This window comes from Shimia sp. (assembly GCF_022448905.1).
GTDB lineage: Bacteria > Pseudomonadota > Alphaproteobacteria > Rhodobacterales > Rhodobacteraceae > Shimia.
In genome coordinates this window covers 329538-353751 of sequence record NZ_JAKVCW010000002.1, presented here as the reverse complement: position 1 = coordinate 353751, position 24214 = coordinate 329538, and the positions used below count along the sequence as shown (strand labels likewise).

Sequence of the window (24214 nt, the reverse complement as noted above, 5' to 3'; positions counted from 1 at the left end):
GCGCGTCAGGGCGGCGCATGTGTCGGGGACGCAAGGCTTGACGGCAGGGGGAGAGGAGGGGCCAGCCCCTCCGGCACAGAGGATGCGCCTCCTCCCCGGGATATTTGAAGGAATGAGAATGCGGGATCAGACCGGGTGCGCGCGCCCGTCCCAGGTTTCAAAGCAGCCGGTCGTCTCAAGGCTCAGGGCATGGAAGCGGTCGACCAGGCCGGTTGCCGACTCCGCCACAGTGATGTCACCGCCTTCGCCACCCATATCGGTCTTCACCCAGCCGGGGTGATAGATGCCGACGGCAATGCCGATATGCTTGAGGTCTTGTGCCAGATTGAGGCCGAGGTTCAGGGCCGCCGCTTTGGAGGCGCGATAGATGTAGCCGCCACCGCCAACTTTGGTGGAGGAGCCCATTTGCGATGAGATGATCGCGATTTTTGGGTTTTGGGCCAGCTGCAGGTTGGGCAGCAGGTTTTGCACGGTCAGAAACACGCCAGTGACATTGGCGGCAAAGGTCTGTGCCCAGAGGTCTGGCGCATAGCCGTCCGCGAGGTTCTGGCCTTTGTCGAGGAATACGCCTGCATTGCAGACCAGCAGGTCAATCGGTTGGGTGTCCAAAGCCTGTGCCATGGCGCGTTGGCTGTCCGCATCGGTCACGTCCAGTTTTAGGCATTCGCCGCCCGCACGGCTGGTGCCGGTGACCTGGTGTCCTTGCGCGCGTAGGATTTGATCGAGGGCCAGTCCAATGCCGCGATTGGCGCCGGTGATGAGGACATGCATGGGGTGGCTCCTGTATGTGTGTGAGATCAGTTGGTTTTGCGACCGATGTTAAAGGGCAGTGGTGCAACGGGCACGCCATCTTCGATCAGGGCTTTGGCCTCTTCAATCTTGGCTTCGCCATAAATTGGCCGTTCAGGGGCGTCGCCGTCATGCATGGCGCGGGCCTCGCTGGCGAAGTCTTTGCCAACATAGTCGGAATTGGCCTCGACATGGTCGCGCAGCTCTTTGAGGGCTTGTTCGGCTGGAGAGGCGGGTTGGCTCAGCGGGCCGGGTGCGGTTGCGGCTTCGGGTGTCGGGGCTGGTGTGGTCTCTTGCGGTTTGGCGGCGGCGGAGCGGGCGGGGCGCACGCGCGGGGCCATCATCGCCTTCTCTACATTGGTGTCACCACAGACGGCGCAGGCCACCATGCCCGCAGCCTTGAGTTTGTCAAAGGCGGCGGCGGATTGAAACCAGCTGTCAAAGCGGTGGTCGTTGGCGCATTTCAGAGTGTAGTTGATCATTTTGCTGTGATGGTGCCCATGTTCAGTGGCGCGAACATAGGCGTGGGGGCGGTTGGGATCAAGCGACGGGGGTTAGCCTTTGGCGGAGATTGTCGCTGGGTCAAAGCTGCGCACCAGTTTGGCGAGTTCGGGGTGGGCGATGCGTTTGGCGGCCTTTTTTGGACGCAGCCATTTGCGGTCCCGTTGGCCGGTTTCTGGATAGATGCGCGCGAGCTTATCCACTTCCAGAGGGTACACAAGCACCCGAATGGTTTGGCCGCGTTTGGGGCCGCGGGTTTTGCGGTAGCGGTAGGTGCCCAAACAATGCTTGCGCGCGCGGCCCAGAATGCCCGCTTCTTCCCAGGCTTCCTGCGCAGCGGCTTTGTGGGGCTTCAGGTCGGCCATCGGCCAGCCCTTCGGCAGCAGCCACTGACGGGTGCCGCGTGAGGTGATCAGCAGAACTTCGGCTTTTCCCTTGTGGATGCGGTACGGCAGGGCGGCAAACTGGATGTGTTTGCCGCGCTTCTGTGCCTTGCGGATCATGCTGGCCGTGGCGGTTGGGTCAAGCAGCCCCATGTCGTCTCCAAAAGTCCGGTGCTCGGGTAGGGGCACCCTAGAAGCCATGCCCGGGCAAGCCAAGCGGTTAGGTATGCAACGTTTCGCAGTGTTGCGAAGCGGTTTGGGATTTTGTGGGAAAGATATGGGAAGTCCCGCTGGGAATGCATGGGATCCGCATGGGAATCGCGGCGGTTTTGCGCCGAATCAGTTTCAGAACGGCGGAGATTTGCCCTTTTGATCGGGCTGTTATGGGGCGCTCTTGACCTTCTGTGGAAAAAAGTTGGGAAAACTTGGGAAAAAGTTTGGCGCCTAAAGGGGCGCTTTATTTGGTGGTTGGTTCTGGATTGATATCCTAAATATGGTGTCATCACCCACAAAATTGCTCTCAAAATCGCGAGGTTGGGTGAGCTTGGGTCGCGCGTGAAGCATTTTTGTCCACAAATTCCTGTTGATTTCCATGAATTCCCATGGCATCCCTGTCTACACGATGAGGACGGGACATAAAGAGAGGCGCTAAGACCTCCGATCCCAAGTCAGGTTTCATACAGGCACCCGCTTTCATCGAAAAAAAAGAGATCCGGTGCGTGGGCGAGCAGAACATCCCCCCAGGTGGCACGCGCAACTGGACTACCCGCAGAAGCGGGACGAGGGCGGCGGATTGATCAGTGGCAGCAGATCAATCCGCCGTTTCGCTTCCAGCCCCGGGGAGGGCAGGGACAACAGGTTGAAAGGGGCCATAGGCAGTGGCGCTCATGTTTCGCGGCGAAAGCCGTAACAAGGTGGACAGCAAGGGACGGATGTCGATTCCGGCCAAGTTCCGCCGTGTGCTTGAAGCAGGCGACCCTGAGTGGAAAAGTGGCGAAAACCCCAACCTGGTGATTGTCTACGGCGGCAAGACACGCGAATTTCTGGAATGTTTCACGGTTGAGGCGATGGATGATGTGGTGAGCCGCATCATGAAAATGCCCCGTGGCAGCAAAAAGCGCCTGGCGCTGAGTAAATTATACCTCACCCAATCGTTGGAAGTGTCGGTGGATGAAACCGGCCGCTTGGTGTTGCCCAAAGAGCAGCGCGACAAGATTGGGCTCGACAGTATGGCGTTCTTTGCCGGTAAAGGCGACACGTTTGAGATCTGGAACCCAGAGACATATGACGCCACCCAGGAAGAGGCGCTGGAGGCGGATGAGGATTTTGATCCGGATGCCGATCCGTCGATCTACCTTGATGGCGACGAGGATTTCTAACCATGGCGACGACTGACGAACCCGCCGCCAAACGTCCTCACATTCCAGTTCTGCTTGCGCCGCTCCTGCGCGCAGTGGCGCCGGTGTCTGGGCGGTGGCTGGATGGCACCTTTGGCGCCGGGGGCTATACCCGTGGGCTGATCGAAGCCGGGGCCAGCAAAGTGTATGGCGTGGACCGCGACCCTCTCGCGTTTGAGATGGCCGCACCTTGGGTGGGCGAGTATGGCGATCAGATTGAGCTGGTTGCCGGTGTGTTTTCCAAGATGGACGAATATGCCCAGGACCTGGACGGCGTGGTGCTCGACCTTGGGGTCAGTTCCATGCAGCTTGATTTGGCGGAGCGTGGCTTTTCTTTCATGAAAGACGGCCCGCTGGACATGCGTATGAGCCAGGAAGGGCCTTCGGCTGCTGATCTGGTGAATGAGGCTGACGAGGCCGATCTGGCTGACATCATTTATCAATACGGTGAAGAGCGCGCGAGCCGGCGGATTGCCAAGGCGATTGTGCGCGAGCGTAAGGCAGAACCGATCACCACAACGCTGCGGTTGGCGGAGATTGTGGAGGGCTGTTTGCCACGGCCAAAACCTGGGCAGAGTCATCCGGCAACGCGCAGTTTTCAGGCATTGCGGATTGCGGTGAATGACGAATATGGCGAGCTGTTTCGTGGGTTGATGGCGGCGGAGCGGGCCTTGAAGCCGGGCGGTTTGCTGGCGGTGGTGACCTTCCATTCTGTGGAAGACCGCATGGTCAAACGCTTCCTTCAGAGCCGCGCCGGAAAAACTGGCAATGTGAACCGCTATGCACCCGAGACCGAGCAGGAAAAGCCAGCGTTTGAGTTGATCACGCGCAAGGCGGTTGGGCCGGACCCGGACGAGTTGGAAGACAACCCGCGAGCGCGGTCCGCGAAGTTGCGCGTGGCGCGACGCACCGATGCGCCGTCCGGTGAGATTGCGGGAAAAGCCATTGGAATGCCGACACTTGGGGGACGTAAGTGATGCGGATGGTGTTGTTTATCCTGGCCGCAGGGATGGTGATTGGGCTCTCGGTTTGGGCCTATCAGGAGAACTATCGTACTCAGGCAATGATTGGCGAGACCGAACGTTTGCAGCGTGAGATTGGCGAGGCGCGGGCGCGTTTGGCTGTGTTGAAGGCGGAGTGGGCTTATCTCAACCGTCCGGACCGGCTGCGCGATCTGACGGAAATCAACTACAACGACATGCAGCTTTTGCCGCTGCGCCCGGATCAGTTTGGCCGGATCGAGCAGGTGGCGTTCCCGTCCGTTGACGCGCCGATCACCTTTGAGAACGCGGTGGAAGTCTCCTCTGAGGAGGCCAAGCCATGATCCGCAAGCCGCTGCGCCCGTTGGCGTCGATCCTGCATGCGCGCAGTGCCGGTGAAAATCCGGATCAGATTGAGCGCGCCAACCTGCGCGAGCGGCATGAAGAGATGCGCAACAAGGGGCGTGCGCGGGCCGAGGGGCGGTTGCTCATCATGGGCGCGCTGTTTGCCGGCGCGTTTTTGACAGTTGGCGCACGGATGGCCGTGGTCAGCATGTCAGAGGCGACCGAGCCGCGCACCAGCTACGCCGGCAGTCGCATTCAGGCGGAGCGCGCGGATATTGTCGACCGCAAGGGCCGCATTTTGGCGACCAACTTGGAAACCCATTCCATCTATGCCCATCCACATGAGATGATCGACCCGGCCTTTGCGGCGCAAGAGCTGGCGGAGATCTTCCCGGATCTGGATGCCGAGAAGCTGGAGCGTAGGTTCAAAGACGGCCGTAAGTTCTACTGGGTGAAGAAAAAAATCTCCCCGGAGCAGAAGCAGGCGGTGCATGACATTGGTGAGCCGGGCTTGCTGTTTGGGCGTCGTGAGATGCGGCTGTATCCGAACGGGCGCTTGGCGGCGCATATCCTAGGCGGGGCGTCTTTTGGCGAAGAAGACGTGCATGACGCCGAGCTTGTGGGCGTTGCCGGTGTAGAAAAATACTTCGACGATGCTTTGCGGGATCCGGCCAATGGCGACAAGGCGCTGACGCTGTCGATTGACCTTACGGTGCAAACTGCCGCAGAGCGGGTGCTTTGGGGCGGCATGAAGTTGATGAACGCCAAAGGGGCGAGCTCGGTTTTGATGGATGCGCATACTGGCGAGATCGTCTCTATGGTGAGCCTGCCGGATTTTGACCCGAACAACCGGCCAAACCCACCGGTGCAGGGGCAGGCGGCGGACAGCCCGTTGTTCAACCGCGCGGTGCAGGGGCTTTATGAGCTGGGGTCGACCTTTAAGATTTTCACGGCGGCGCAGTCTATGGAGCTTGGGTTGGCGAACCCGGAGACCAAGATCAACACCGCTGGCCCGTTGCGTTGGGGCAAGTTCAAGATCCGCGATTTCCGCAACTACGGCGCGCAACTCACCGTCACCAAGGTGATCGTGAAGTCGTCCAACATCGGCACCGCACGCATGGCGCAGGTGATTGGCGCAGCGCGGCAGCAAGATTTCCTCAAGCAGCTAGGCTTCTTTGATCCAACACCGGTGGAACTGGTTGAGGCCAAAGGGGCGCAGCCTCTGTTGCCTAAAAACTGGTCCGAGCTCTCGACCATGACGATTTCTTACGGCCACGGAATGTCGGCCAGCCCGTTGCATTTGGCGGCTGGCTATGCGGCGATTGCCAATGGTGGCACCAAGGTGGTGCCGACGATCCTGAAGCAGGATGCGGTGGTGAAGGGCGAGCGCGTGATGAGCGCGGCGAGTGCCGAAGCCTCGCGTCTGATGTTGCGCAAGGTGGTGAGCGAAGGCACGGCGTCCTTTGGCGAGGTGCCGGGGTATGCTGTGGGTGGTAAAACTGGCACCGCAGACAAGCCGCTGGAGAGCGGGCGCGGGTATTATGAGGACAAGGTGATTGCCACCTTTGCCGCTATGTTCCCGGCGCATGATCCCAAATATGTGCTGATCGTGAGCTTGGATGAGCCAGTGGAAACCTCCGGTGATGAACCGCGACGGACGGCGGGGTGGACCGCGGTGCCGGTGGCGGCAGAGATGATCACGCGCGTGGCGCCGCTTTTGGGCCTGCGTCCCGAGGTTGAGCCTGCGCCTTTGGCTGATATAACGCTGACATCAAACTAAGCCAAATAAGGGCATTCACAGATGGCAGCAGGCACAAAACAGCTTTCAGAATTGGGTCTGACAGCCATGGGTGGGCTGAACCCGGCGATCACCGGATTGGCGGTGGACAGCCGTGAGGTGAAAGAGGGATTTCTCTTTGCTGCCCTACCGGGCACGCGGGTGCATGGCGGTACATTTATCCAGTTTGCGCTGCGCATGGGCGCGGCGGCGATCCTGACCGATGCAGCGGGCGCCAAGATTGCCGAACAGGAACTGGCGGCAAGTGACGCCGCGCTGGTGATTGCCGAAGATCCACGTCAGGCGCTGGCTTATACGGCGGCGCTGTATTTTGGCGCGCAGCCGGGGATCATGGCAGCGGTCACGGGCACCAATGGCAAAACATCGGTAGCGACATTCCTGCGTATGATCTGGCAAGAGTTGGGTCTTGAGGCGGTGAACCTGGGTACAACTGGGGTTGAGGGTGACTTCACCGCGCCGCTCAATCACACCACGCCGGAGCCAATCACCTTGCATCGCACGTTGGCGGCCGCAGCGGAGGCCGGCATTGGGGTTGCCGCGATGGAGGCCAGTTCGCATGGCTTGGCGCAGTGCCGTCTGGACGGGGTGCAATTGAAGGCGGCGGGGTTCACCAACTTCACGCAAGATCACCTCGATTACCACGAGACGTTTGATGAGTACTTCAACGCCAAAGCGGGGTTGTTTGGCCGGGTCTTGCCCGACGATGGCACAGCGGTGATCAATGTCGATGATCCACGCGGTCTGGATATGGCGATCATTGCCGGGGGCCGTGGACAAGGTGTGATCACCGTAGGTAAGGCTGAGGCGGACATCGCGCTGATGGCGCAGCGGTTTGATGCAACCGGGCAGGACATTCGGTTTACGTTCCGGGGCAAGGCTTATCAGCAACGATTGAACCTGCTGGGCGGGTTTCAGGCGGAGAACGTGTTGTTGGCCTCAGGACTGGCGATTGCCTGTGGCGCAGAGCCGGAGCGGGTGTTTGAGGTTTTGCATGAGCTCAAAGGCGTGCGCGGGCGGATGCAGCTGGCGGCCACACGGGAAAACGGCGCGGCAGTGTTTGTCGACTACGCCCATACGCCAGATGCAGTGGCAACCGCGCTTCAGGCCATGCGCCCGCATGTGATGGGGCGTTTGATTGTGATTGTCGGCGCTGGGGGCGATCGCGACGCGGCCAAACGGCCGTTGATGGGACAAGCGGCGGCGCAAAACGCCGATGTGGTCTATGTCACTGATGACAATCCGCGCACCGAAGACCCTGCCACAATCCGGGCCGCCGTGATGGAAGGCGCGCCGGAAGCTACCGAGGTGGACGACCGCGCCAAAGCTATTTTGCTGGCGGTGGATGCATTGGGGCCGGGGGATACGTTGTTGATTGCAGGCAAAGGTCATGAAACCGGCCAGATTGTCGGCGACGACGTGTTGCCATTTGATGATTGTGAACAAGCCAGTGTGGCCGTGGCCGCGCTGGACGGGGGGATCGCATGAGCCTGTGGACATCTGAGGCCGCCGCTAAAGCGACCGGCGGCAAAGTCACCACTGCGTGGGAATGCGATGGTGTGTCGATTGACACGCGCACCATCGCGCCGGGCGACTTGTTTGTGGCGCTGACGGCGGCGCGGGACGGGCACGAGTTTGTGGCGCAGGCGCTGGAAAAAGGCGCGGCGGCTGCCTTGGTGAGCCGGGTGCCGGAGGGCGTGTCACCAGACGCGCCGCTGTTGATTGTGGATGATGTGCTTGAAGGGCTGGAGGCGCTGGGGAAAGCCGGGCGCGCGCGCACCGACGCGCGGGTTGTGGCGGTGACCGGCTCTGTTGGCAAAACTTCCACAAAAGAAATGCTGCGTGCCATCTTAGGCGGGCAGGGTCGGACCCATGCCTCTGTGGCGAGCTATAACAATCATTGGGGCGTGCCACTGACCCTCGCGCGGATGCCGCAGGACACCGAGTTTGCGGTGATCGAAATTGGGATGAACCACCCCGGTGAGATTTCGCCGCTTGCAAAGATGGCCCGACCGCATGTGGCGCTGGTGACTACGGTGGCGGCGGTGCATTTGGAAGCCTTTGAGAACGTGGAAGGCATCGCGCAGGAAAAGGCGGCGGTATTTGACGGACTTGAGCCGGGTGGCATTGCGATTGTGAACGCTGACATTGAAACTGCCGATGTGTTGCGCACCCATGCGCAGAGCCTGTCAGCGGAGATCCAGGAGTTTGGTGAAACCGCCAAAGACTGGCGGTTGGGTGACGTGAAGCTGACCGGCAATGTCACTGTGGCGCGCGCCATTCATGGCGGCGATTTGGCAATGTTCAAAGTGCAAAGCGCCGGACGGCATTTTGCGATGAACGGGCTTGGCGCTTTGGCTTCCGCCGAGGCCTTGGGCGCGGATTTGGCGCTGTCGGTGGCTGCTTTGGGACGCTGGACGCCGTTTGTGGGTCGTGGCGCGCGGGAAACGATTTATCTCGATCCGGTAGAAACCGAACGCACGTTGGTGCTGATTGACGAGGCCTATAATGCCAACCCAACCAGCCTTGGAGCGGCGCTCGAGGTTTTGGCGGCGGCGGTGCCTACCAATGGCGTGGGCCGGATTGGCAAGGGTCGTCGGATTGCCTTTGTTGGAGACATGAAAGAGCTTGGCCCACAAGAGGTTGAGATGCATGCGGATTTGGCGGGTCACCCGGCGATGAAAGACATCGATGTGGTGCATTGCGTGGGCCCGTTGATGCAGCATTTGCACGCCGCCCTGCCAGAAGAAAAACAAGGGCAATGGGTCGACACCAGTGCCGATCTGGTGCCGGATGTGCGTAGGCTGGTAGATGCGGGCGACGTGGTCATGGCCAAGGGCAGCCTGTCCATGGCGCTGTCCAAGGTGGTTGACGCCATCCGCAAACTGGGCCATCCCGCCCCGCAATCCAAAAACGAGGACGCGTAATGTTTTATTGGCTGACCAGTCTGTCAGACGGCGGTGATTTTTTTAACCTGTTTCGCTACATCACCTTCCGCGCAGGCGGGGCGTTTATGACAGCGCTGATATTTGGTTTTATCTTTGGCAAGCCCCTGATCAATGTGCTGCGCCGCAAGCAAGGCAAAGGCCAGCCGATCCGCGATGACGGTCCTGAGGGGCATTTTGTAAAAGCGGGCACACCCACCATGGGGGGCCTGCTGATTGTGGGGGCTTTGGTGACCTCTACCTTGCTTTGGGCGCGTTGGGACAACGGTTTTGTCTGGCTGGTGCTGTTTGTGACGCTGGCTTATGGGCTGATCGGTTTTGCCGACGACTACGCTAAGGTTTCCAAGCAAAACACCAAAGGCGTGTCGAGCAAAGTGCGCTTGTTGCTGGGCTTTGTGATTGCCGGTGTGGCCGGGGTCTGGGCGACTTATTTGCAGCCGGAGGCACTACAATTGCAGCTTGCTGTGCCGGTCTTCAAAGAAGTGCTGATCAACCTCAGCTGGGCCTATATTCCATTCGCCATGTTTGTGGTTGTGGGCGCGGCCAATGCGGTGAACCTGACCGATGGCTTGGACGGCTTGGCGATCATGCCGGTGATGATTGCCGCCGGTGCGTTGGGTGTGATTGCATATGCCGTTGGGCGGGTCGACTTTACCCAGTATCTGGACGTGCATTACGTGCCGGGCACTGGCGAAATCCTGATTTTTGTCGCAGGTTTGATCGGCGGCGGGCTGGGCTTCCTCTGGTATAATGCGCCGCCAGCTGCGGTGTTCATGGGAGACACCGGCTCGTTGGCGCTTGGTGGTGCTTTGGGTGCGATTGCAGTGTCCACCAAACACGAGCTGGTGCTGGGCATCATTGGCGGCCTGTTTGCGGTCGAAGCGCTCAGTGTGATCATTCAGGTGCTCTACTTCAAACGCACCGGTAAGCGTGTGTTCCTAATGGCGCCGATCCATCACCACTATGAGAAAAAGGGCTGGTCAGAGCCGCAAATTGTGATCCGTTTCTGGATCGTTGCGGTTATCTTAGCAATGATTGGACTGGCGACGCTAAAACTGCGATAATGGGTTTTTATTGTAGTTTTGGACAGGTGGTATGGGTTCAGGTAATTTTGAAGAGTATATAGCCGACCGTTGCATTTTACACATTGGGCCGCCCAAAACGGCGACCACAACCATTCAGCGAACTCTGAGGCGCGCGGCGCCTCAGCTCATTTCCTCTGGGGTGCTGTATCCCTCTGTGGCGGTCAATCACAGGTTCCTGGCAACTTTATGCGCCAGCGATCCAATGCGTCTTCTTCAAGTGTCTAAGCACAATTTGACCCTGGAGGACGTAACCAAAAACAATACTGACAGTCGGCGCGAGTTTGAGGACGAGTTCTACGCGACCAAACCGAAAGTTTTGCTTCTGAGCTCCGAGCATCTGGTGCAGCTTCATGAGGACAGAGCAGGGCTGAACACACTGCGGAACTATCTGTTGAAGTTTGCAAAACGTATTGAGGTTGTCTTTTACGTACGCGACCCGCTTTTGTTAACAATCAGTCGTTTGTTTCATGGCATAAAACGGGGGGACCGGAGATTGAACACTCCGTTGGCCGCGATACCCGAATTGCCAGCACCTCAGATTATTGAAGCGTATCGCGCCGTATTCGGTTCTGAGTCTCTTAAGCTGGTGATGTTTCCGGGCGACCCTCCGATAAAATCGGACATCATGGCGAGTTTTTGGAACGCTGCTGGTCTATCAGCGTTGGGACGCAACATTGAGACGATGAGCTTGAACCAGTCCTTGTCCGGCGCGGGACTGTTGATTGCAGACGCTCTGTCAGACATCCGCCATGAATCGCTTGGCCACGTCATGAATGGGTTTCAACTGCAGCATATCGACGGGCCAAAATTGCGATTGGAAGCAGGAAGTGTCGCGTTGTTGCGGGCACGTTGCGAAGAGACTTACATCTATTTTCGGGAGACCTGGGGCATAGAGTTTCCGGATTGCGATCTGGCCGGTCCGCCGCGCGAAGAGCAAAACCTCTTCACCGATGAAGCCGTGCAAGGGATTGCGCAAACCATTTCTGATTTGGCGGAAGAATTGACTTCTGTCAGGCAAAAGGCGGCGCATTTACGGCGCAAGCTCAAACAAGAGAGAAATAAACACTAGAGCGCACGTCAGTATCTGTTGCTATGAGTAAGACGTAAGTGACTCGGAAAGTGGCAGGCGAAAAAATGATTCCAGTGCAAGGGTATGACGGCGCAAATGTGGCTGTGTTGGGGTTGGGGCGGTCCGGCCTTGCCACAGCGCGGGCATTGCGCGCAGGTGGTGCGGAAGCGATTTGCTGGGACGACAATCCAACGGCGCGGGAAACGGCGGAAGGGGAAAGCTTTGTCTGTCGCGATTTGTCTCGTCAGGGCGCGTTTGAGGATGTTGCTAGCCTGATTGTCTCGCCGGGCATTCCGCATTTGTATCCTGAGCCGAACCCGGTTGTGGCCTCAGCCTTGGACGCGGGTGTGCCAGTGGACAATGACATTGGCTTGTTCTTCCGCAGCTTTGCCACACGGCAATGGGACAGTTTTGAAGTCACGCCCAAGGTGGTGGCCGTGACCGGATCCAATGGGAAATCCACCACGTCTGCGTTGATTCATCATGTGTTAACCGAGGCGGGACGGCGCACGCAGCTGGCAGGCAATATTGGCCGCGGGGTGCTGGATATTGATCCAGCGGAGGACGGTGATGTGGTGGTGCTGGAGCTGTCGAGCTATCAGACCGATCTGGCGCGCAGCCTGACGCCAGATGTGGCGGTGTTTACCAACCTGAGCCCGGATCATCTCGATCGGCACGCGGGCATGGGCGGTTATTTTGCCGCCAAGCGTCGTTTGTTTGCGGAAGGTGGCCCGGACCGCGCCATCGTCGGCGTGGACGAGATTGAGGGCAAATATCTGGCGGGGCAGCTCTCAGAAGGGCCGGCAGATGATCGGGTGATGCGGATTTCCACCGAGCGTAAGCTGCCCGGGGCGGGCTGGAATGTCTTTGCCCGCAAGGGCTACTTAAGTGAGTACCGCAAAGGCCGTCAGGCCGGGTCGATTGATCTGCGCAATATCAAAGGCTTGCCGGGTACGCACAACCACCAGAATGCCTGCGCCGCCTATGCGGTGTGCCGGGCATTAGGGTTGGCGCCGCGCGTGATCGAAGCCGGGTTTACCTCTTTCGGCGGTCTTCCCCATCGCAGCCAGATCATCGCGGAGCAGGACGGTGTGACCTATGTGAACGACAGCAAGGCGACCAACGTTGATGCTGCCAAGAAGGCGCTGTCCGCTTTCAAAAACATCCGCTGGATTTGTGGCGGGCTGGAGAAAGAGGGCGGTCTGGGCGATTTGGTTGAGAGTGCCGGTGGGGTCAAGAAGGCTTATGTGATTGGGCGCGAGGCGGCCAGCTTTGCGATGCAGCTCAAGGGCGTTGAGGCCGAGGTTTGCACCGACATGGCGACGGCTGTGGCCAAAGCTACGGCGGAGGCAGAGGCGGGCGATACGGTGTTGTTGGCGCCTGCAGCCGCGAGTTTTGACCAATACAACAGCTTTGAGAAACGCGGCGAGGATTTTGCCAAATGTGTCGAGCAGGCGCTCTCCTGAAGGAGGGCGCTGCCACGGCTTTTTGAGCAGGTTTGATCAACATCAAAGTGGGCGGAAATTGGCCTGTCTATCCTGAATTCACGCAAGGAAATGAAGAGCTTGTTCCTTGCAAATCACGCAGGCGTTCATAGGTCTGTAGTGTAACGATGAAAGGATCTGACGATGCAAATTCAGGTGAATACCGACAACTTCATTCATGGTGACGAGCGTGTGATCGAGGTGGCTGAGCTGGCCGTTTCCAACGATCTGGAACATATGAGCGACCGTCTCACCCGAGTGGAAGTGCACCTGAAAGATCAGAACGCAGACAAGCACGGCCCGGACCACATCCTCTGCACCATGGAAGCGCGGCCACGTGGCAAAGGCCCGCTGTCTGCCCATCACGAGGCGGCGGATATACAGGCCGCGCTGAAAGGGGCCGCAAAAAAGCTGCGCACTCTCCTGACCAGCGAGTTTGGCAAGGCGGATAAGCACCACTGAGCCGAGGTTTAACCTCAAAAGCCAAGAGTTACATGGCGTCGCCGGACTTTGGCGACGCCATTTTTGTGCTACGCTGTTTCTGAACTACGGGGGAAGGGACTGTGCATTTTGATTTAGCACATACGGTTATCATTGTTGTGGCGCTGGTCGTGACCAAGCTTTTTTTGATTGTCACAGGGCTTGTTTCGGAAGAAGAACGAAAACTGGTCAGTTGGAAGATGATCCTTGCCTACTTTGTTGTCATTCTATTTGTGAACGCTGTGTGGGAGCACTGACTAATCAAGGCAGTCCCACTTACTTCAGTTTTGCTGAGATTGCTTGTCCGGCGGCCCATCCTGAGGACCAGGCCCATTGGAAGTTGAAGCCGCCAAGCCAACCGGTGACATCGGCAGCTTCGCCGATCACATAGAGGCCGGGCACGGCTTTGGCTTCCATGGTCTTGGAGGACAGCCCGTCCGTGTCGATGCCGCCCAGGGTGACTTCGGCGGTGCGGTAGCCTTCGGTGCCGGAGGGCACCATTTCCCAGTTTTGTAAGCTGTCACACAGGGATCGCAGTGCCACGTCGGACTGATCCGCCAGATTGCCAGACAGGTCCATTTCGCTCGCCAGATGCTCAACCAACCGACCCGGCAGCAAAGTGGCCAGTTCGGTGGTGAGGTTGCGGCGCCCTTGCGCTTGGCGGCGGTTGCGCAGCTCCTCAACCGGATCGCTGTCCGGGAAGAGATTGATGTGGATTGGTTGACTTTCCCGCCAGTAGGAGCTGATTTGCAGCATGGCAGGGCCGGAGAGGCCGCGATGGGTGAACAGCATGGCCTCGTCAAAGGCAGTGCCGTTGGCTGTGGCACGCACCGGATGCGCGACGCCGGAGATGGCTTTGAAGCGGCCATCGGAGAAGGTGAAGGGCACCAGCCCCGCGCGGGTGTCCGTGACCGCGAGGTCAAACTGGCGGGCGATGTCATAAGCCAGGCCCGTGGCGCCCATCTTGGGAATAGACTTGCCGCCGGTCGCCAGCACGAGGTTCTTGCACGATAGGGTGTCGCGGCGACCGGATTTTTCGATCTCGACGGTGAAACCTGCGCCGTCATGCCCGACGGCAATGATCGTAGTTTCCAGCCACAGCTCCGCCCCGGCTTGCGCCATTTCAGACCGCAACATTGCGATAATGTCTTTGGCGGAGGTGTCGCAAAACAGCTGACCAAGAGTTTTCTCATGGTAGGCGATGCCGTGGCGCGCCACCATTTCGATAAAGTCCCACTGGGTGTAGCGGCTGAGGGCGGATTTGCAGAAATGCGGATTGCCGGACAGGAAATTCTCGGGGCCCGCGTACATGTTGGTGAAGTTGCAGCGTCCGCCGCCAGAAATACGGATTTTCTCGCCCGGCGCTTTGGCGTGGTCAAGCACCAATGTGCGCCCGCCGGTTTGCGTTGCGCACATCATGCCAGCGGCGCCAGCGCCCAAAATGATGGTGTCCCAAGTCATAGGCGCGGGGTGCCTGATGCGGCTGCGTCCGTCAAGAGTTGAAGGGTAGGACCGTTGCATTTGGAATGCTGCGTCGGGCGTGCATCTTATTTGGATTTTGCATCCACAAAAGCTGGCAGAGAGGGCGGCAATCCACTACGCTGTGGCCCATGAGACGCGACAGCACACTTCTTTGCCATCAGTCTACGGCGCAGTAATGACGATAGAGGTATTGCTGCCGGAACTGCGGGCCTATGCCATGTCTCTTGCCAAGAACCGGCATGATTCTGAAGATCTGGTGCAGGACGCCGTGGAGCGTGCCTTGCGGTTCGACAACTGTCCTAAATTAGTGAAGGAACTGCGGCCCTGGCTGTTTCGTATCATTCGCAACCTGCATGTAGATGAGACGCGAAAAAATCGGGTGCGAACGGAATATTCCAATGCGCAGAGCCGTTTATCTATTGATCTGACGCAAAGCCAAGATCACGCGGATGGCGTAGCTGTGCGGATGACATTTGCGACCTTGCCCGCGCCGATGCGAGAGGTGTTGTTTCTCGTGGATGTCATGGGCATGAAATACGCTGAAGCCGCAGAGATAATGGATGTGCCGCATGGTACGGTGATGAGCCGGGTGAGCCGCGCGCGGCGCGCGTTGATCAAAGCAATGGAAGCCGGCTCTGACGGGGCTGATGAGGATACCAAAAGATGACCGAGCTGAGCGACAGCGATTGGGATCTGGTCAACGCCTATGCGGATGACGAACTGCCTGCCTCTGACCAGCAGGCGTTTGAAGCGCGCTTGAACGTTGAGCCCGCCTTGCAGGCGGCGTTGCAGCAGGTGCGCATGGTGTCCGGCGCTTTGGCGCAGATGCGGCCGGATGTGGCCCCTCTTGAGGCGGCACCGGCACAACCAGCCAACCGCAACTGGCGACCATTGGCGGCCTGTGCGTCTATTGCCGCGGCTGCTGTAATTGCGGCGGGCGTGTTCTGGATGTCGTCCAAGGCGTCCACGGCACCTTTGGCGTTACATCAGGCGTTTCTGGACACCCCCTATGCGTTACCGTCCGGCGGAGAGGTGCGGCGGGTTGAAGGGCAGGCGGACGCTTTGGCGCCAGAGTTGGCACTGGCCAATCTCTATCTGGTGGATCGGGTGGCGTTGTCCGGTGATCGCAGTGCGGCCCATTACAAAGGGCGCAACAACTGTCGTTTGACGTTGATTTCCGGTCCAAATCTGTCGGGCGAAGACGTGCCGGACGGGATGCGCGCGGCGCAGTGGGAAAACGGCGGGCGTGGCTTTATGGTGATGGCCTCGGGCATGGATCAGCGCCGGTTTAACGCGATTGCAGAGTTTTTGCGCCAAGCAACCCATGCGCCAACGCAGCCCAATACGGTTTTGGCGATGAAACAGGCCACGGATGCGGCCGCGCCCTGTCAGCAGGTCTAAAAGACAGACCCTCCACCATTCAAATCTGCGTTTCCCGGCGAATGGTGAAAGGCCTTAGGTATCTGGGGTTAGCTTTTGCCTGGGAAGTTGGGGCGGTCTTCGCCGTAGTGCTCGCTGAGATAGTCCAGAATGATGGTCAGGTCCGGCTCTTCGATTTCGCTCATGCCCTGATCCTCGACCATCCATTCAAACAGTTCTATCCAGCCGTCGCGGGTCAGGCCTTGCTGGGCGACAATCATTTCTGAGTGGCAAGCGGAGCAGGCGTAGTAGGTTTCTTCCACGCCGGGCGCGTCAAACAAGATGCCATATTCATACTCTTCTTCCGCCGCTTCAGCTGCGGCCGGCGCGGCTGCGGCGTCAAAGCTCAGCGGTGCATCGCTGTTCTGGTTGAGGAAGGCGATGAGGTTGGCGCGGTCGGTAGCCTTTTTCATGCCTGCAAAGGACATCTTGGTGCCTTTGACCAGCGCCTTGGGCTTGGTCAGGAAGGCATCCAGCTGCTCCACAGACCAGGTGCCACCAAGGGCGACAAGCGCCTTGGAGTATTTGTAGCCGTCCACGCCCGCGACAGGTGCGCCGACGATGTCATAGAGGTTGGGGCCGGTCTTTTTCTTGCCGCCCTTTTCGGCCGTGTGGCAGGCCTTACATTTCTTGAACGCCTTCTCCCCTTTGGCGATTTCTGCGGCGGGCAGCAGATCAGCGACGGTTTCGGCAGTGGACATGGCTGGCAGAGCAATCGTGAGGCACAAGCCCAGAGTTGCCCCGATGGCGGGGATACGCATGAAGGTCTCCTGAAATTCGATAGAGGTCGTGGTGCGGACGGCGCCTGCGCGCCGTCCGAAGTGTGGGGTTAGCTGACGCGCAGACCAACCCGGTGCATGGTGTTGTTGAGGTAGCCTTTGGGGTTCCAGTCGATGGCAAACGGCTGCATCTCGCCGTTGCTGTCGGTGGCACGGGCCCACACCTCGTAGTAGCCAGCCTGGGCAAAAGACACGTTGGCGCGCCAGTTTTGCCAGGCGCCGGAGTTCACCGGTGCATCCAGCTCGGCGGTCTGCCAGGTGGTGCCAAAGTCGGTGGAAATTTCCAGCTTCTCAACCGTGCGGTCGCCGGACCAGGCGTGGCCGCGCACTTCGGTTTCCATGCCCACGTCCGCGCCGTTGGCCGGGAAAGTCACCAGCGATTTCACCGGCATGCGCTCGATGATCACGAAGTCTTCGGTTGCCACTTTTTCGCCCGGCGCAACCGGACGGTTTGGCACGCGGTAAGCTTTGCCGGTCATTTTTGGGCCGTCATGTACCACGTCACGCAGCTCGATACGGGTCAGCCATTTCTGTGCTGTGGAGGCGGGCCAGCCCGGCACAACCAGACGCAGCGGGGCGCCGTTCAGCGGGTGCAGCGGGGCACCGTTCATTTCAAAGGCAATCAAAACCTCTTCAGTCATCGCCTTGGCAATCGGCATGCCGCGCGAGATTGGCAGCTTCTCGGGATCGCCGGACAGGTGGGTGTCGGCGCCATAGTGGGCGGTGTAAACCACATTGGACTGCACGCCGGCGGCTTCCAGAACGTCTTTCAGACGGACACCTGTCCATTCGGAGCAGCCCACGGCGCCGTAGGTCCACTGGTTGCCTTTGGCAGGCGGGTTGAAGAAACCACGGCCGTTGCCGCCACATTCCAGCGTCAGGGCGCGGGTGACCACTTCGAATTTGGATTTCAGGTCGTCAATGGTAATGGTCATCGGGGTGTCGACAAAACCGTCGATGGTCAGTTCCCAATCCGCGGGATCGGTGTTCTCTGGCGGAGTGCCGTTGTTGCGCACAAAGTGGCGGGAGGTTGGGGTGATAGCGTCATCCAGCAGTTCTGGCGGGGTTTCCGCGTTCACCGGGCGGTCGTTCAGCAGGGTCAGGCCGTCTTTGCCAACCAGAACATCCTCAGACGCCATGGCCGCTGGTACAAAGCCAATTGGCATGTTGCGGTGGAACGGGATCGAGGTGCCCACCATGGCCGCCATGGTGGCAAGGCCGGTGCGTTTCAGAAAACCGCGGCGGTCCGGGTTTGGCACGCGGCCAAAGAACTCGCGGTCTGCCTTTTCCGGATCAGCTGAAAAAAAGCTGTTTACATCCTTGGTCTTATCGTTGTCGGCCATATTGTCCTCCCATGGCGTCGTGCTGTTGGACGCAGCCCCTGGAAGAGGGGTTGCAAGAAAGAAACGGATGGGTGCGACAAATTATTCCTCTGAGGGTCACTTTTTTTGACAGGGCGTGAGGTTGGGCATGAAAATGCCGCTGGGGGTTCTCTTTACTTTCCATAAAAGGGTTTGGGTGTTAGAGTTTGTCCACAGACCCGGCAAACGGGCGTTTTGAGGCAGAGATCGGCGGTTCCCGATGACAGAGATGGTGTATGGCGCGTTGCCTTCGCAGGCGCGTGAGCCCGTGCTCCCCAAGTGGTGGCAGACCCTGGACAAATGGACGATGGCGTCCATTGTGATGTTGTTTTTGATTGGCTTGATGCTGGGCATGGCGGCGAGCCCGCCCTTGGCGGCCAAAAACGGTTTTGCGCCGTTTCACTATGTACAGAAGCAGGTGATTTTTGGTGGCGCGGCTTTGGTGGCCATGGTCATCACTTCGATGATGTCACCGCAGCTGGTGCGCCGCTTGGCGGTGATGGGCTTTGTCGTGACGATGATCGCGGTGGCCTTGCTGCCAATCTTTGGCACCGACTTTGGCAAAGGCGCAACGCGCTGGTACTCGCTTGGGTTTGCCTCGCTGCAACCGTCCGAGTTTCTCAAGCCGGGGTTTGTGGTGGTCTCGGCGTGGTTGATGGCGGCCAATGAGGAAATCAACGGCCCGCCCGGGCGGCGTTGGTCCTTCCTGTTGATGATGACCATTGTGTTCATGCTGGCGATGCAGCCGGATTTTGGGCAGGCCTGTCTGATCCTGTTTGGCTGGGGCGTGATGTATTTTGTCTCTGGCGCGCCGATGCTTTTGATTGGCGGGATTTGCCTGTCGCTGCTGCCGATTGCCAATTTTGCATATAACAACTCCGAGCACTTTGCGCGGAGGATTGATGGTTTCCTGGATCGCTCGCTCGATCCAACCACCCAGATTGGCTACGCCACCGAGGCGATCCGCGAAGGCGGGTTCTTTGGCGTTGGCGTGGGCGAAGGGCAAGTGAAGTGGTCGCTGCCGGACGCGCACACGGATTTCATCATTTCGGTGGCGGCAGAAGAGTACGGCCTTGTGCTCGTTTTCGCCATCATGATCCTCTATGCGACCATCGTTCTGCGCTCATATTTCCGACTCATGCGTGAGCGGGACCCGTTCATTCGGCTTGCGGGCACCGGCCTTGTGGCGATCTTCGGCGTACAAGCGCTGGTCAACATGGGGGTCGCGGTGCGGCTACTGCCTTCTAAAGGCATGACTTTGCCATTTGTCAGCTACGGCGGCTCGTCCCTGATTGCAGGGGGGATTGCAGTTGGCATGATTTTGGCGTTTACCCGCAGCCGCCCACAGGGCGAAATCAGTGATATTTTACGGGGTCAAACCCGTTAACAGGTGGGTGCGATGAGCAAACAGCCTCTTTTAGTGATCGCTGCCGGGGGGACCGGTGGCCATATGTTTCCTGCGCAGGCTTTGGCGGAGGTCATGCTGCGCAAAGGCTGGCGGGTGAAGCTCTCCACCGATGCGCGGGGTGCACGCTATACCGGTGGCTTCCCACATACGGTTGAGATCGAAGAGATGAGCTCGGCGACCTTTGCCCGCGGCGGGGCGCTGGCCAAGTTGTCGGTGCCGTTTAAGATTTTGGGCGGCGTGATGGGCGCGATGTCCAAGATGCGCAAGGACCGGCCGGATGTGGTTGTGGGCTTTGGCGGCTATCCCACCATTCCAGCAATGGGGGCGGCTTGGTTGATGAAACTGCCACGTATGATCCATGAGCAGAACGGCATTTTGGGCCGCGTCAATCAGGTCTTTGCCAAGAAGGTGGATATGGTGGCTTGCGGCACATGGCCCACGACTTTGCCGGATGGCGTTGAAGGCACGCCGGTGGGCAATCCGGTACGCAAGGCGGTGATGGACCGCGCGGGGGCAGGGTATATCGCGCCGGGCGACTATCCGATGTCGCTATTGGTGATTGGCGGTTCCCAAGGCGCACGGATTCTGAGCGACGTGGTGCCAAGCGCCATCGCGCATCTGCCCCCTGAGATTTTGCAGAACCTGCGGGTGAGCCATCAGGCGCGCGGCGAAGACCATGAGCGGGTGACGGCGTTTTATAACGAGCACGGCATTGCCGCTGATGTGCAGCCGTTCTTTCAAGACGTGCCGTCGCGTATGAGCGAGGCGCAGCTGGTGATTTCCCGCTCTGGCGCGAGTTCCGTAGCTGACATCAGCATCATTGGACGCCCGTCCATCTTGGTGCCTTTTGCAGCGGCAGCGGGCGACCATCAAACCGCCAATGCGCGTGGGTTGGCGGAGGCAGGCGGCGCAATTGTGATCCCGGAAAGCCTGCTGACCCAAGAGACATTGACTGAAAACATCACAACCATCCTGTCCAATGCGGCCGGGGCCACCCAGATGGCCACCGCCGCCTTGTCGGCGGGCAAGCCGGACGCGACCGATACCCTTGTGGCGTTGGTCGAAGATTTGGCCAAGAAGGACCAATAATATGAACGCAGCAACCAAACTTCCCGGTGACGTGGGGGCCATCCATTTTGTGGGCATTGGCGGGATCGGCATGTCCGGCATCGCCGAAGTGCTGCTGAACCACGGTTATACGGTGCAGGGCTCTGACCTGAAGTCGACTAAGATCACCGAGCGTTTGGCGGCTATGGGCGCGACCATTTTTGAGGGACAGCGTGCCGAGAACCTTGCGAACGCCGAAGTGGTGGTGATTTCCTCCGCAATCAAACCGGGCAACCCAGAACTGGACGAAGCGCGTTTGAAAGGTCTGCCGGTGGTGCGCCGCGCGGAGATGTTGGCCGAACTGATGCGTTTGAAGTCCAACATTGCGGTGGCAGGCACCCACGGCAAAACCACCACAACAACCATGGTGGCGGCGCTGCTCGATCATGGTAAGTTTGATCCGACAGTCATCAACGGCGGTATCATCCACGCCTATGGTTCCAACGCGCGCGTGGGTGAAGGCGAGTGGATGGTTGTGGAAGCGGATGAAAGCGACGGCACCTTTAACCGTTTGCCGGCGACGATTGCGATCGTGACCAATATCGACCCAGAGCACATGGAGCACTGGGGCACCGAAGAGGCGCTGCATCAGGGTTTCTATGATTTTGTGTCCAACATTCCATTTTATGGTCTCGCTGTTTGCTGCACCGATGATCCAGATGTGCAGACGTTGGTGGGCAAGATCACCGACCGCCGTGTGGTGACCTTTGGTTTCAACGCACAGGCGAATGTGCGGGCGGTGAACCTCACCTACAAAGCAGGCGTGGCGCATTTTGACATTCAGCTGCAGGGTGAAGAGGCTGTGATCGAAGGCTGCACCTTGCCAATGCCTGGGGACCACAACGTGTCCAATGCGCTGTCCGCCGTGGCGATTGCGCGGCATCTGGGCATGAAGCTTGATGAAATCCGCGCCGCACTGGCGGCCTTTGGCGGGGTGAACCGCCGTTTTACCAAAGTCGGCGAAGTCATGGGCGGTGTGCCGGTGATCGATGACTATGGTCACCACCCGGTGGAGATTGCCGCCGTGTTGAAAGCCGCGCGTCAGGCGTTGGGCGACAGCGGCGGGCGGGTGATAGCTGTGCATCAGCCACACCGCTTCTCCCGTTTGCACTCGCTGTTTGAGGATTTCTGCACCTGCTTCAATGAAGCGGATGTTGTGGGCATTGCCGACGTCTTTGCGGCAGGTGAAGCGCCAATTGAGGGCGCTAGCCGTGACGACCTGATCAATGGGTTGGTCGCGCATGGGCATCGTCATGCGGTGGCGATTGGCGAAGAAGCGGATTTGGTGGCACTGGTCAAAGAGACCGCGAAGCCGGGCGACATTGTCGTGTGTTTGGGGGCCGGTTCGATCAGCGCTTGGGCCAATGCCTTGCCAGGCCATCTGGGCTAAGTCCTTGTCAAATGCGTCGTGCGCGGTAGGCTGCGCGCGAGTGACCTAGACCGGATATGTGACGTGAGCCTTTCCTTGATCCTTGCCTGCCTTTGGGTGCTGGCCTCCGCGCTGGTGGCGGCCTTGCCTATGCGCAAGCAGTATGTGCCGGGTGTAGCCCTGCTTATTGCCGCGCCGGTGCTGATTGGTGTGATCTTTTATGAACATGGCGCCTTACTGGGGTTTGCGGCTTTGTTTGGCTTTGTGTCGATGTTCCGGCGGCCACTTCTGTATTTTGGCCGCAAAGCGCTCGGTCTACCTGCAGAGCGCCATGAGCCGGAGGGCGATGCATGACCATTTCGATCACAGCAGCTTTTGTCTGGCTCATCGTGGCCAACCTGCGGGCCATGTTCCCATCAAAGGACCATCATTGGAAATTTGCTTATGTGATGATCGCGATTGGTATTCCGATCCTGATTGGCGTGGCGATCCAGAACAGCATTTGGCTGGCGCTGGTGCTGTTGGGCATGGGGGCGTGGATCATGCGCTGGCCGGTGATCTACCTGTGGCGCTAGATCAAACGTGTGAGTGGGATGGAGCCCCCAAGTGATCCTTGATTTTACCCTCGCGTTGAACGCGCTGATCTGGTTTGCGACGTTGATCTTGCCGTTGTACGGGCTGATCACGGGCTACAAGCTGCGCCGTGACCTGATGATGCGCGCCAGCCTGTTGATTGTGTGTTTGGTAGTGGCGCTGCTCACGTTGGAAGTGACGTTGACTGTCTTTGCCACGGACGCGGATCGCGAGGAGCTGACTGTCCTGCAAGGCTATCGCCCAGGGCTGTTCTTTGGCACCTCCGGCAGCCTGGCCATGGGCTGGGCGCTGTTTGTGTTGGGCAAAGCGCTGCGCGCGCGTCGGTGACAATAGGGAAACGCTTGCCGCCTGACTCCGGCTTCGGTATCGGTGCGCAACAGGCATTTTGATTTCAAGGAAATACCATGACCACATTGCCCACCCCACGTGGAAAGCTGACCGAAGGCAAAGAGCTCTCGGGTTTGACGTGGCTGCGTGTGGGCGGTCCGGCGGACTATCTGTTTCAGCCGGCGGATGTGGAAGACCTTGCGGCGTTTTTGAAAGACCTGCCTCAGGATGTGGCCGTGTTCCCAATGGGGGTCGGCTCCAACCTGATCGTGCGAGATGGCGGCTTGCGGGCAGTGGTGATCCGTATGGGGCGTGGGTTCAATCAGATCGAAGTGGACGGCAATCGGGTGCGCGCCGGTGTTGCGGCGTTGGATGCGCATGTGGCGCGCAAGGCGGCGCAGGCGGGCGTGGATTTGACGTTTTTGCGGACCATTCCGGGTGCCATTGGTGGGGCGGTGCGGATGAACGCGGGGTGTTACGGCAGCTACACAGCGGATGTGTTTGTTGAGGCCACGGCGGTAACGCGGGCAGGGGAAATTGTGACGCTCACAGCTGAGGATCTGAACTTCCAGTACCGGCAGACGGATTTGCCTGAGGGCTGGGTCATTGTGGAAGCTGTCCTGGAAGGCCCATCGGGGGATCCGGAAGAACTGGCACAGCGCATGGAAGACCAGCTTGCCAAACGCGACGCCACGCAGCCAACCAAAGACCGTAGCGCGGGCAGCACCTTCCGAAATCCGGCGGGTTTTTCTTCGACGGGTAAAGCGGATGATGTGCATGATCTGAAGGCGTGGAAGGTGATTGACGACGCCGGTATGCGCGGCGCTCGTGTTGGTGGGGCGCAGATGAGCGAGATGCACTCCAACTTCATGATCAACACCGGTGACGCAACTGCCGCAGATTTGGAAAATCTTGGCGAGGAAGTCCGAAAAAGGGTTTTCCAAAACAGCGGAATAGACCTACAGTGGGAGATCATGCGCGTCGGCGAACCGGCGGCGGATTGATGCCTCAGTTTGGACCCGTTAAGCGGTCATTAACCAAGAACTGAGAACACTAAGAAAACAAGGGCGCAAAGCCCGGCTTCAGGGTCAAAGACCCAATTGAGCGCAGGGCCA

General features: G+C 59.1%; 26 protein-coding genes. 20 read left to right on the top strand and 6 right to left on the bottom strand.

Annotated elements, in window-relative coordinates:
• Nucleotides 1–126: 126 nt before the first annotated feature.
• The 3 genes from MK208_RS03450 to MK208_RS03440 form a co-directional block, all read right to left on the bottom strand.
• Nucleotides 127–771: an SDR family NAD(P)-dependent oxidoreductase gene (locus MK208_RS03450; RefSeq protein WP_294113904.1), complete on the bottom strand. Its 645-nt coding sequence runs from the start codon at nt 769–771 to the stop codon at nt 127–129.
• Between the two features lie 26 nt (nt 772–797).
• Nucleotides 798–1271, bottom strand: coding sequence for a DUF1178 family protein (locus tag MK208_RS03445; protein WP_294113902.1), 474 nt, complete (start codon nt 1269–1271; stop codon nt 798–800).
• Between the two features lie 72 nt (nt 1272–1343).
• A complete protein-coding gene (locus tag MK208_RS03440; RefSeq protein ID WP_294113901.1) occupies nt 1344–1826 on the bottom strand; it encodes an NUDIX hydrolase in 483 nt (160 codons plus the stop codon).
• A 734-nt stretch (nt 1827–2560) separates the two neighbouring features.
• Here MK208_RS03440 and mraZ point away from each other — a divergent pair.
• The 11 genes from mraZ to MK208_RS03385 all read left to right on the top strand — a co-directional run bounded on the left by mraZ (nt 2561) and on the right by MK208_RS03385 (nt 13510).
• Nucleotides 2561–3052, top strand: coding sequence for a division/cell wall cluster transcriptional repressor MraZ (mraZ, locus tag MK208_RS03435; protein WP_366010435.1), 492 nt, complete (start codon nt 2561–2563; stop codon nt 3050–3052).
• A 2-nt stretch (nt 3053–3054) separates the two neighbouring features.
• Nucleotides 3055–4047, top strand: coding sequence for a 16S rRNA (cytosine(1402)-N(4))-methyltransferase RsmH (gene rsmH / locus MK208_RS03430; protein ID WP_294113896.1), 993 nt, complete (start codon nt 3055–3057; stop codon nt 4045–4047).
• Nucleotides 4047–4394, top strand: a complete 348-nt coding sequence (locus MK208_RS03425) for a cell division protein FtsL (protein WP_294113890.1) — start codon at nt 4047–4049, stop codon at nt 4392–4394. The genes rsmH and MK208_RS03425 overlap by 1 nt, the downstream gene beginning before the upstream one ends.
• The gene (locus tag MK208_RS03420; protein WP_294113888.1) at nt 4391–6175 is read left to right on the top strand and encodes a penicillin-binding protein 2; all 1785 of its coding nucleotides are present in this window, start codon (nt 4391–4393) and stop codon (nt 6173–6175) included. The genes MK208_RS03425 and MK208_RS03420 overlap by 4 nt, the downstream gene beginning before the upstream one ends.
• Nucleotides 6176–6196: 21 nt before the next feature.
• Nucleotides 6197–7678: a UDP-N-acetylmuramoyl-L-alanyl-D-glutamate--2,6-diaminopimelate ligase gene (locus tag MK208_RS03415; protein ID WP_294113886.1), complete on the top strand. Its 1482-nt coding sequence runs from the start codon at nt 6197–6199 to the stop codon at nt 7676–7678.
• Entirely contained in the window at nt 7675–9117 is a 1443-nt protein-coding gene (murF, locus tag MK208_RS03410; protein ID WP_294113885.1) for a UDP-N-acetylmuramoyl-tripeptide--D-alanyl-D-alanine ligase, read from the top strand. The genes MK208_RS03415 and murF overlap by 4 nt, the downstream gene beginning before the upstream one ends.
• Nucleotides 9117–10199, top strand: coding sequence for a phospho-N-acetylmuramoyl-pentapeptide-transferase (mraY, locus tag MK208_RS03405; RefSeq protein ID WP_294113883.1), 1083 nt, complete (start codon nt 9117–9119; stop codon nt 10197–10199). Before murF ends, mraY begins: the two co-directional genes overlap by 1 nt.
• Nucleotides 10200–10422: 223 nt before the next feature.
• Nucleotides 10423–11289 (top strand): hypothetical protein, encoded by an 867-nt coding sequence (locus MK208_RS03400; protein WP_294113881.1) that lies wholly within the window; start codon nt 10423–10425, stop codon nt 11287–11289.
• A gap of 65 nt (nt 11290–11354) precedes the next feature.
• A complete protein-coding gene (gene murD, locus MK208_RS03395; RefSeq protein WP_294113880.1) occupies nt 11355–12755 on the top strand; it encodes a UDP-N-acetylmuramoyl-L-alanine--D-glutamate ligase in 1401 nt (466 codons plus the stop codon).
• A gap of 162 nt (nt 12756–12917) precedes the next feature.
• Nucleotides 12918–13235, top strand: a complete 318-nt coding sequence (locus MK208_RS03390; RefSeq protein WP_294113879.1) for an HPF/RaiA family ribosome-associated protein — start codon at nt 12918–12920, stop codon at nt 13233–13235.
• A gap of 101 nt (nt 13236–13336) precedes the next feature.
• Nucleotides 13337–13510, top strand: coding sequence for a hypothetical protein (locus MK208_RS03385; RefSeq protein WP_294113877.1), 174 nt, complete (start codon nt 13337–13339; stop codon nt 13508–13510).
• 19 nt (nt 13511–13529) lie between these two features.
• On the opposite strand, the gene MK208_RS03380 is transcribed toward MK208_RS03385, so the two are convergent.
• The gene (locus MK208_RS03380; protein ID WP_294113876.1) at nt 13530–14714 is read right to left on the bottom strand and encodes an NAD(P)/FAD-dependent oxidoreductase; all 1185 of its coding nucleotides are present in this window, start codon (nt 14712–14714) and stop codon (nt 13530–13532) included.
• Between the two features lie 142 nt (nt 14715–14856).
• Here MK208_RS03380 and MK208_RS03375 point away from each other — a divergent pair, with 142 nt between their 5' ends.
• Together MK208_RS03375 and MK208_RS03370 are read left to right on the top strand one after the other, a co-directional pair.
• Nucleotides 14857–15402 (top strand): RNA polymerase sigma factor, encoded by a 546-nt coding sequence (locus MK208_RS03375; protein ID WP_294113874.1) that lies wholly within the window; start codon nt 14857–14859, stop codon nt 15400–15402.
• A complete protein-coding gene (locus MK208_RS03370; RefSeq protein ID WP_294113872.1) occupies nt 15399–16136 on the top strand; it encodes a hypothetical protein in 738 nt (245 codons plus the stop codon). Before MK208_RS03375 ends, MK208_RS03370 begins: the two co-directional genes overlap by 4 nt.
• A 68-nt stretch (nt 16137–16204) precedes the next feature.
• Here MK208_RS03370 and MK208_RS03365 read toward each other — a convergent pair whose 3' ends face one another.
• Together MK208_RS03365 and MK208_RS03360 are read right to left on the bottom strand one after the other, a co-directional pair.
• The gene (locus MK208_RS03365) at nt 16205–16915 is read right to left on the bottom strand and encodes a cytochrome c family protein (protein WP_294113871.1); all 711 of its coding nucleotides are present in this window, start codon (nt 16913–16915) and stop codon (nt 16205–16207) included.
• A 68-nt stretch (nt 16916–16983) separates the two neighbouring features.
• Nucleotides 16984–18276, bottom strand: coding sequence for a sulfite oxidase (locus MK208_RS03360; protein ID WP_294113869.1), 1293 nt, complete (start codon nt 18274–18276; stop codon nt 16984–16986).
• 238 nt (nt 18277–18514) lie between these two features.
• Between MK208_RS03360 and MK208_RS03355 the strand changes: the two genes are divergently transcribed.
• From MK208_RS03355 to murB, 7 genes are all read left to right on the top strand, one after another.
• A complete protein-coding gene (locus tag MK208_RS03355) occupies nt 18515–19681 on the top strand; it encodes a putative peptidoglycan glycosyltransferase FtsW (protein ID WP_294113867.1) in 1167 nt (388 codons plus the stop codon).
• Between the two features lie 12 nt (nt 19682–19693).
• Nucleotides 19694–20791 (top strand): undecaprenyldiphospho-muramoylpentapeptide beta-N-acetylglucosaminyltransferase, encoded by a 1098-nt coding sequence (gene murG / locus MK208_RS03350; protein WP_294113866.1) that lies wholly within the window; start codon nt 19694–19696, stop codon nt 20789–20791.
• A gap of 1 nt (nt 20792) precedes the next feature.
• A complete protein-coding gene (gene murC / locus MK208_RS03345) occupies nt 20793–22199 on the top strand; it encodes a UDP-N-acetylmuramate--L-alanine ligase (protein ID WP_294113863.1) in 1407 nt (468 codons plus the stop codon).
• Between the two features lie 63 nt (nt 22200–22262).
• On the top strand, nt 22263–22532 hold the full coding sequence (locus MK208_RS03340) for a DUF2484 family protein (protein WP_294113862.1): 270 nt from the start codon (nt 22263–22265) through the stop codon (nt 22530–22532).
• Nucleotides 22529–22753 carry a DUF2484 family protein gene (locus MK208_RS03335; protein WP_294113860.1) on the top strand — a complete coding sequence of 75 codons (225 nt, stop codon included), beginning with the start codon at nt 22529–22531 and terminating at the stop codon, nt 22751–22753. The genes MK208_RS03340 and MK208_RS03335 overlap by 4 nt, the downstream gene beginning before the upstream one ends.
• 31 nt (nt 22754–22784) lie before the next feature.
• Nucleotides 22785–23099 carry a hypothetical protein gene (locus MK208_RS03330; RefSeq protein ID WP_294113858.1) on the top strand — a complete coding sequence of 105 codons (315 nt, stop codon included), beginning with the start codon at nt 22785–22787 and terminating at the stop codon, nt 23097–23099.
• A 77-nt stretch (nt 23100–23176) separates the two neighbouring features.
• Nucleotides 23177–24103, top strand: coding sequence for a UDP-N-acetylmuramate dehydrogenase (murB, locus tag MK208_RS03325; protein WP_294113857.1), 927 nt, complete (start codon nt 23177–23179; stop codon nt 24101–24103).
• Nucleotides 24104–24214: the final 111 nt, after the last annotated feature.

Excerpts from the sequence above, each read along its gene's own strand:
- MK208_RS03450 (WP_294113904.1), bottom strand. The coding sequence starts at position 771 with ATGCATGTCCTCATCACCGGCGCCAATCGCGGCATTGGACTGGCCCTC.
- MK208_RS03445 (WP_294113902.1), bottom strand. The coding sequence starts at position 1,271 with ATGATCAACTACACTCTGAAATGCGCCAACGACCACCGCTTTGACAGC.
- MK208_RS03440 (WP_294113901.1), bottom strand. The coding sequence starts at position 1,826 with ATGGGGCTGCTTGACCCAACCGCCACGGCCAGCATGATCCGCAAGGCA.
- mraZ (WP_366010435.1), top strand. The coding sequence starts at position 2,561 with ATGTTTCGCGGCGAAAGCCGTAACAAGGTGGACAGCAAGGGACGGATG.
- rsmH (WP_294113896.1), top strand. The coding sequence starts at position 3,055 with ATGGCGACGACTGACGAACCCGCCGCCAAACGTCCTCACATTCCAGTT.
- MK208_RS03425 (WP_294113890.1), top strand. The coding sequence starts at position 4,047 with ATGCGGATGGTGTTGTTTATCCTGGCCGCAGGGATGGTGATTGGGCTC.
- MK208_RS03420 (WP_294113888.1), top strand. The coding sequence starts at position 4,391 with ATGATCCGCAAGCCGCTGCGCCCGTTGGCGTCGATCCTGCATGCGCGC.
- MK208_RS03415 (WP_294113886.1), top strand. The coding sequence starts at position 6,197 with ATGGCAGCAGGCACAAAACAGCTTTCAGAATTGGGTCTGACAGCCATG.
- murF (WP_294113885.1), top strand. The coding sequence starts at position 7,675 with ATGAGCCTGTGGACATCTGAGGCCGCCGCTAAAGCGACCGGCGGCAAA.
- mraY (WP_294113883.1), top strand. The coding sequence starts at position 9,117 with ATGTTTTATTGGCTGACCAGTCTGTCAGACGGCGGTGATTTTTTTAAC.
- MK208_RS03400 (WP_294113881.1), top strand. The coding sequence starts at position 10,423 with ATGCGTCTTCTTCAAGTGTCTAAGCACAATTTGACCCTGGAGGACGTA.
- murD (WP_294113880.1), top strand. The coding sequence starts at position 11,355 with ATGATTCCAGTGCAAGGGTATGACGGCGCAAATGTGGCTGTGTTGGGG.
- MK208_RS03390 (WP_294113879.1), top strand. The coding sequence starts at position 12,918 with ATGCAAATTCAGGTGAATACCGACAACTTCATTCATGGTGACGAGCGT.
- MK208_RS03380 (WP_294113876.1), bottom strand. The coding sequence starts at position 14,714 with ATGACTTGGGACACCATCATTTTGGGCGCTGGCGCCGCTGGCATGATG.
- MK208_RS03370 (WP_294113872.1), top strand. The coding sequence starts at position 15,399 with ATGACCGAGCTGAGCGACAGCGATTGGGATCTGGTCAACGCCTATGCG.
- MK208_RS03365 (WP_294113871.1), bottom strand. The coding sequence starts at position 16,915 with ATGCGTATCCCCGCCATCGGGGCAACTCTGGGCTTGTGCCTCACGATT.
- MK208_RS03360 (WP_294113869.1), bottom strand. The coding sequence starts at position 18,276 with ATGGCCGACAACGATAAGACCAAGGATGTAAACAGCTTTTTTTCAGCT.
- MK208_RS03355 (WP_294113867.1), top strand. The coding sequence starts at position 18,515 with ATGACAGAGATGGTGTATGGCGCGTTGCCTTCGCAGGCGCGTGAGCCC.
- murG (WP_294113866.1), top strand. The coding sequence starts at position 19,694 with ATGAGCAAACAGCCTCTTTTAGTGATCGCTGCCGGGGGGACCGGTGGC.
- murC (WP_294113863.1), top strand. The coding sequence starts at position 20,793 with ATGAACGCAGCAACCAAACTTCCCGGTGACGTGGGGGCCATCCATTTT.
- MK208_RS03335 (WP_294113860.1), top strand. The coding sequence starts at position 22,529 with ATGACCATTTCGATCACAGCAGCTTTTGTCTGGCTCATCGTGGCCAAC.
- murB (WP_294113857.1), top strand. The coding sequence starts at position 23,177 with ATGACCACATTGCCCACCCCACGTGGAAAGCTGACCGAAGGCAAAGAG.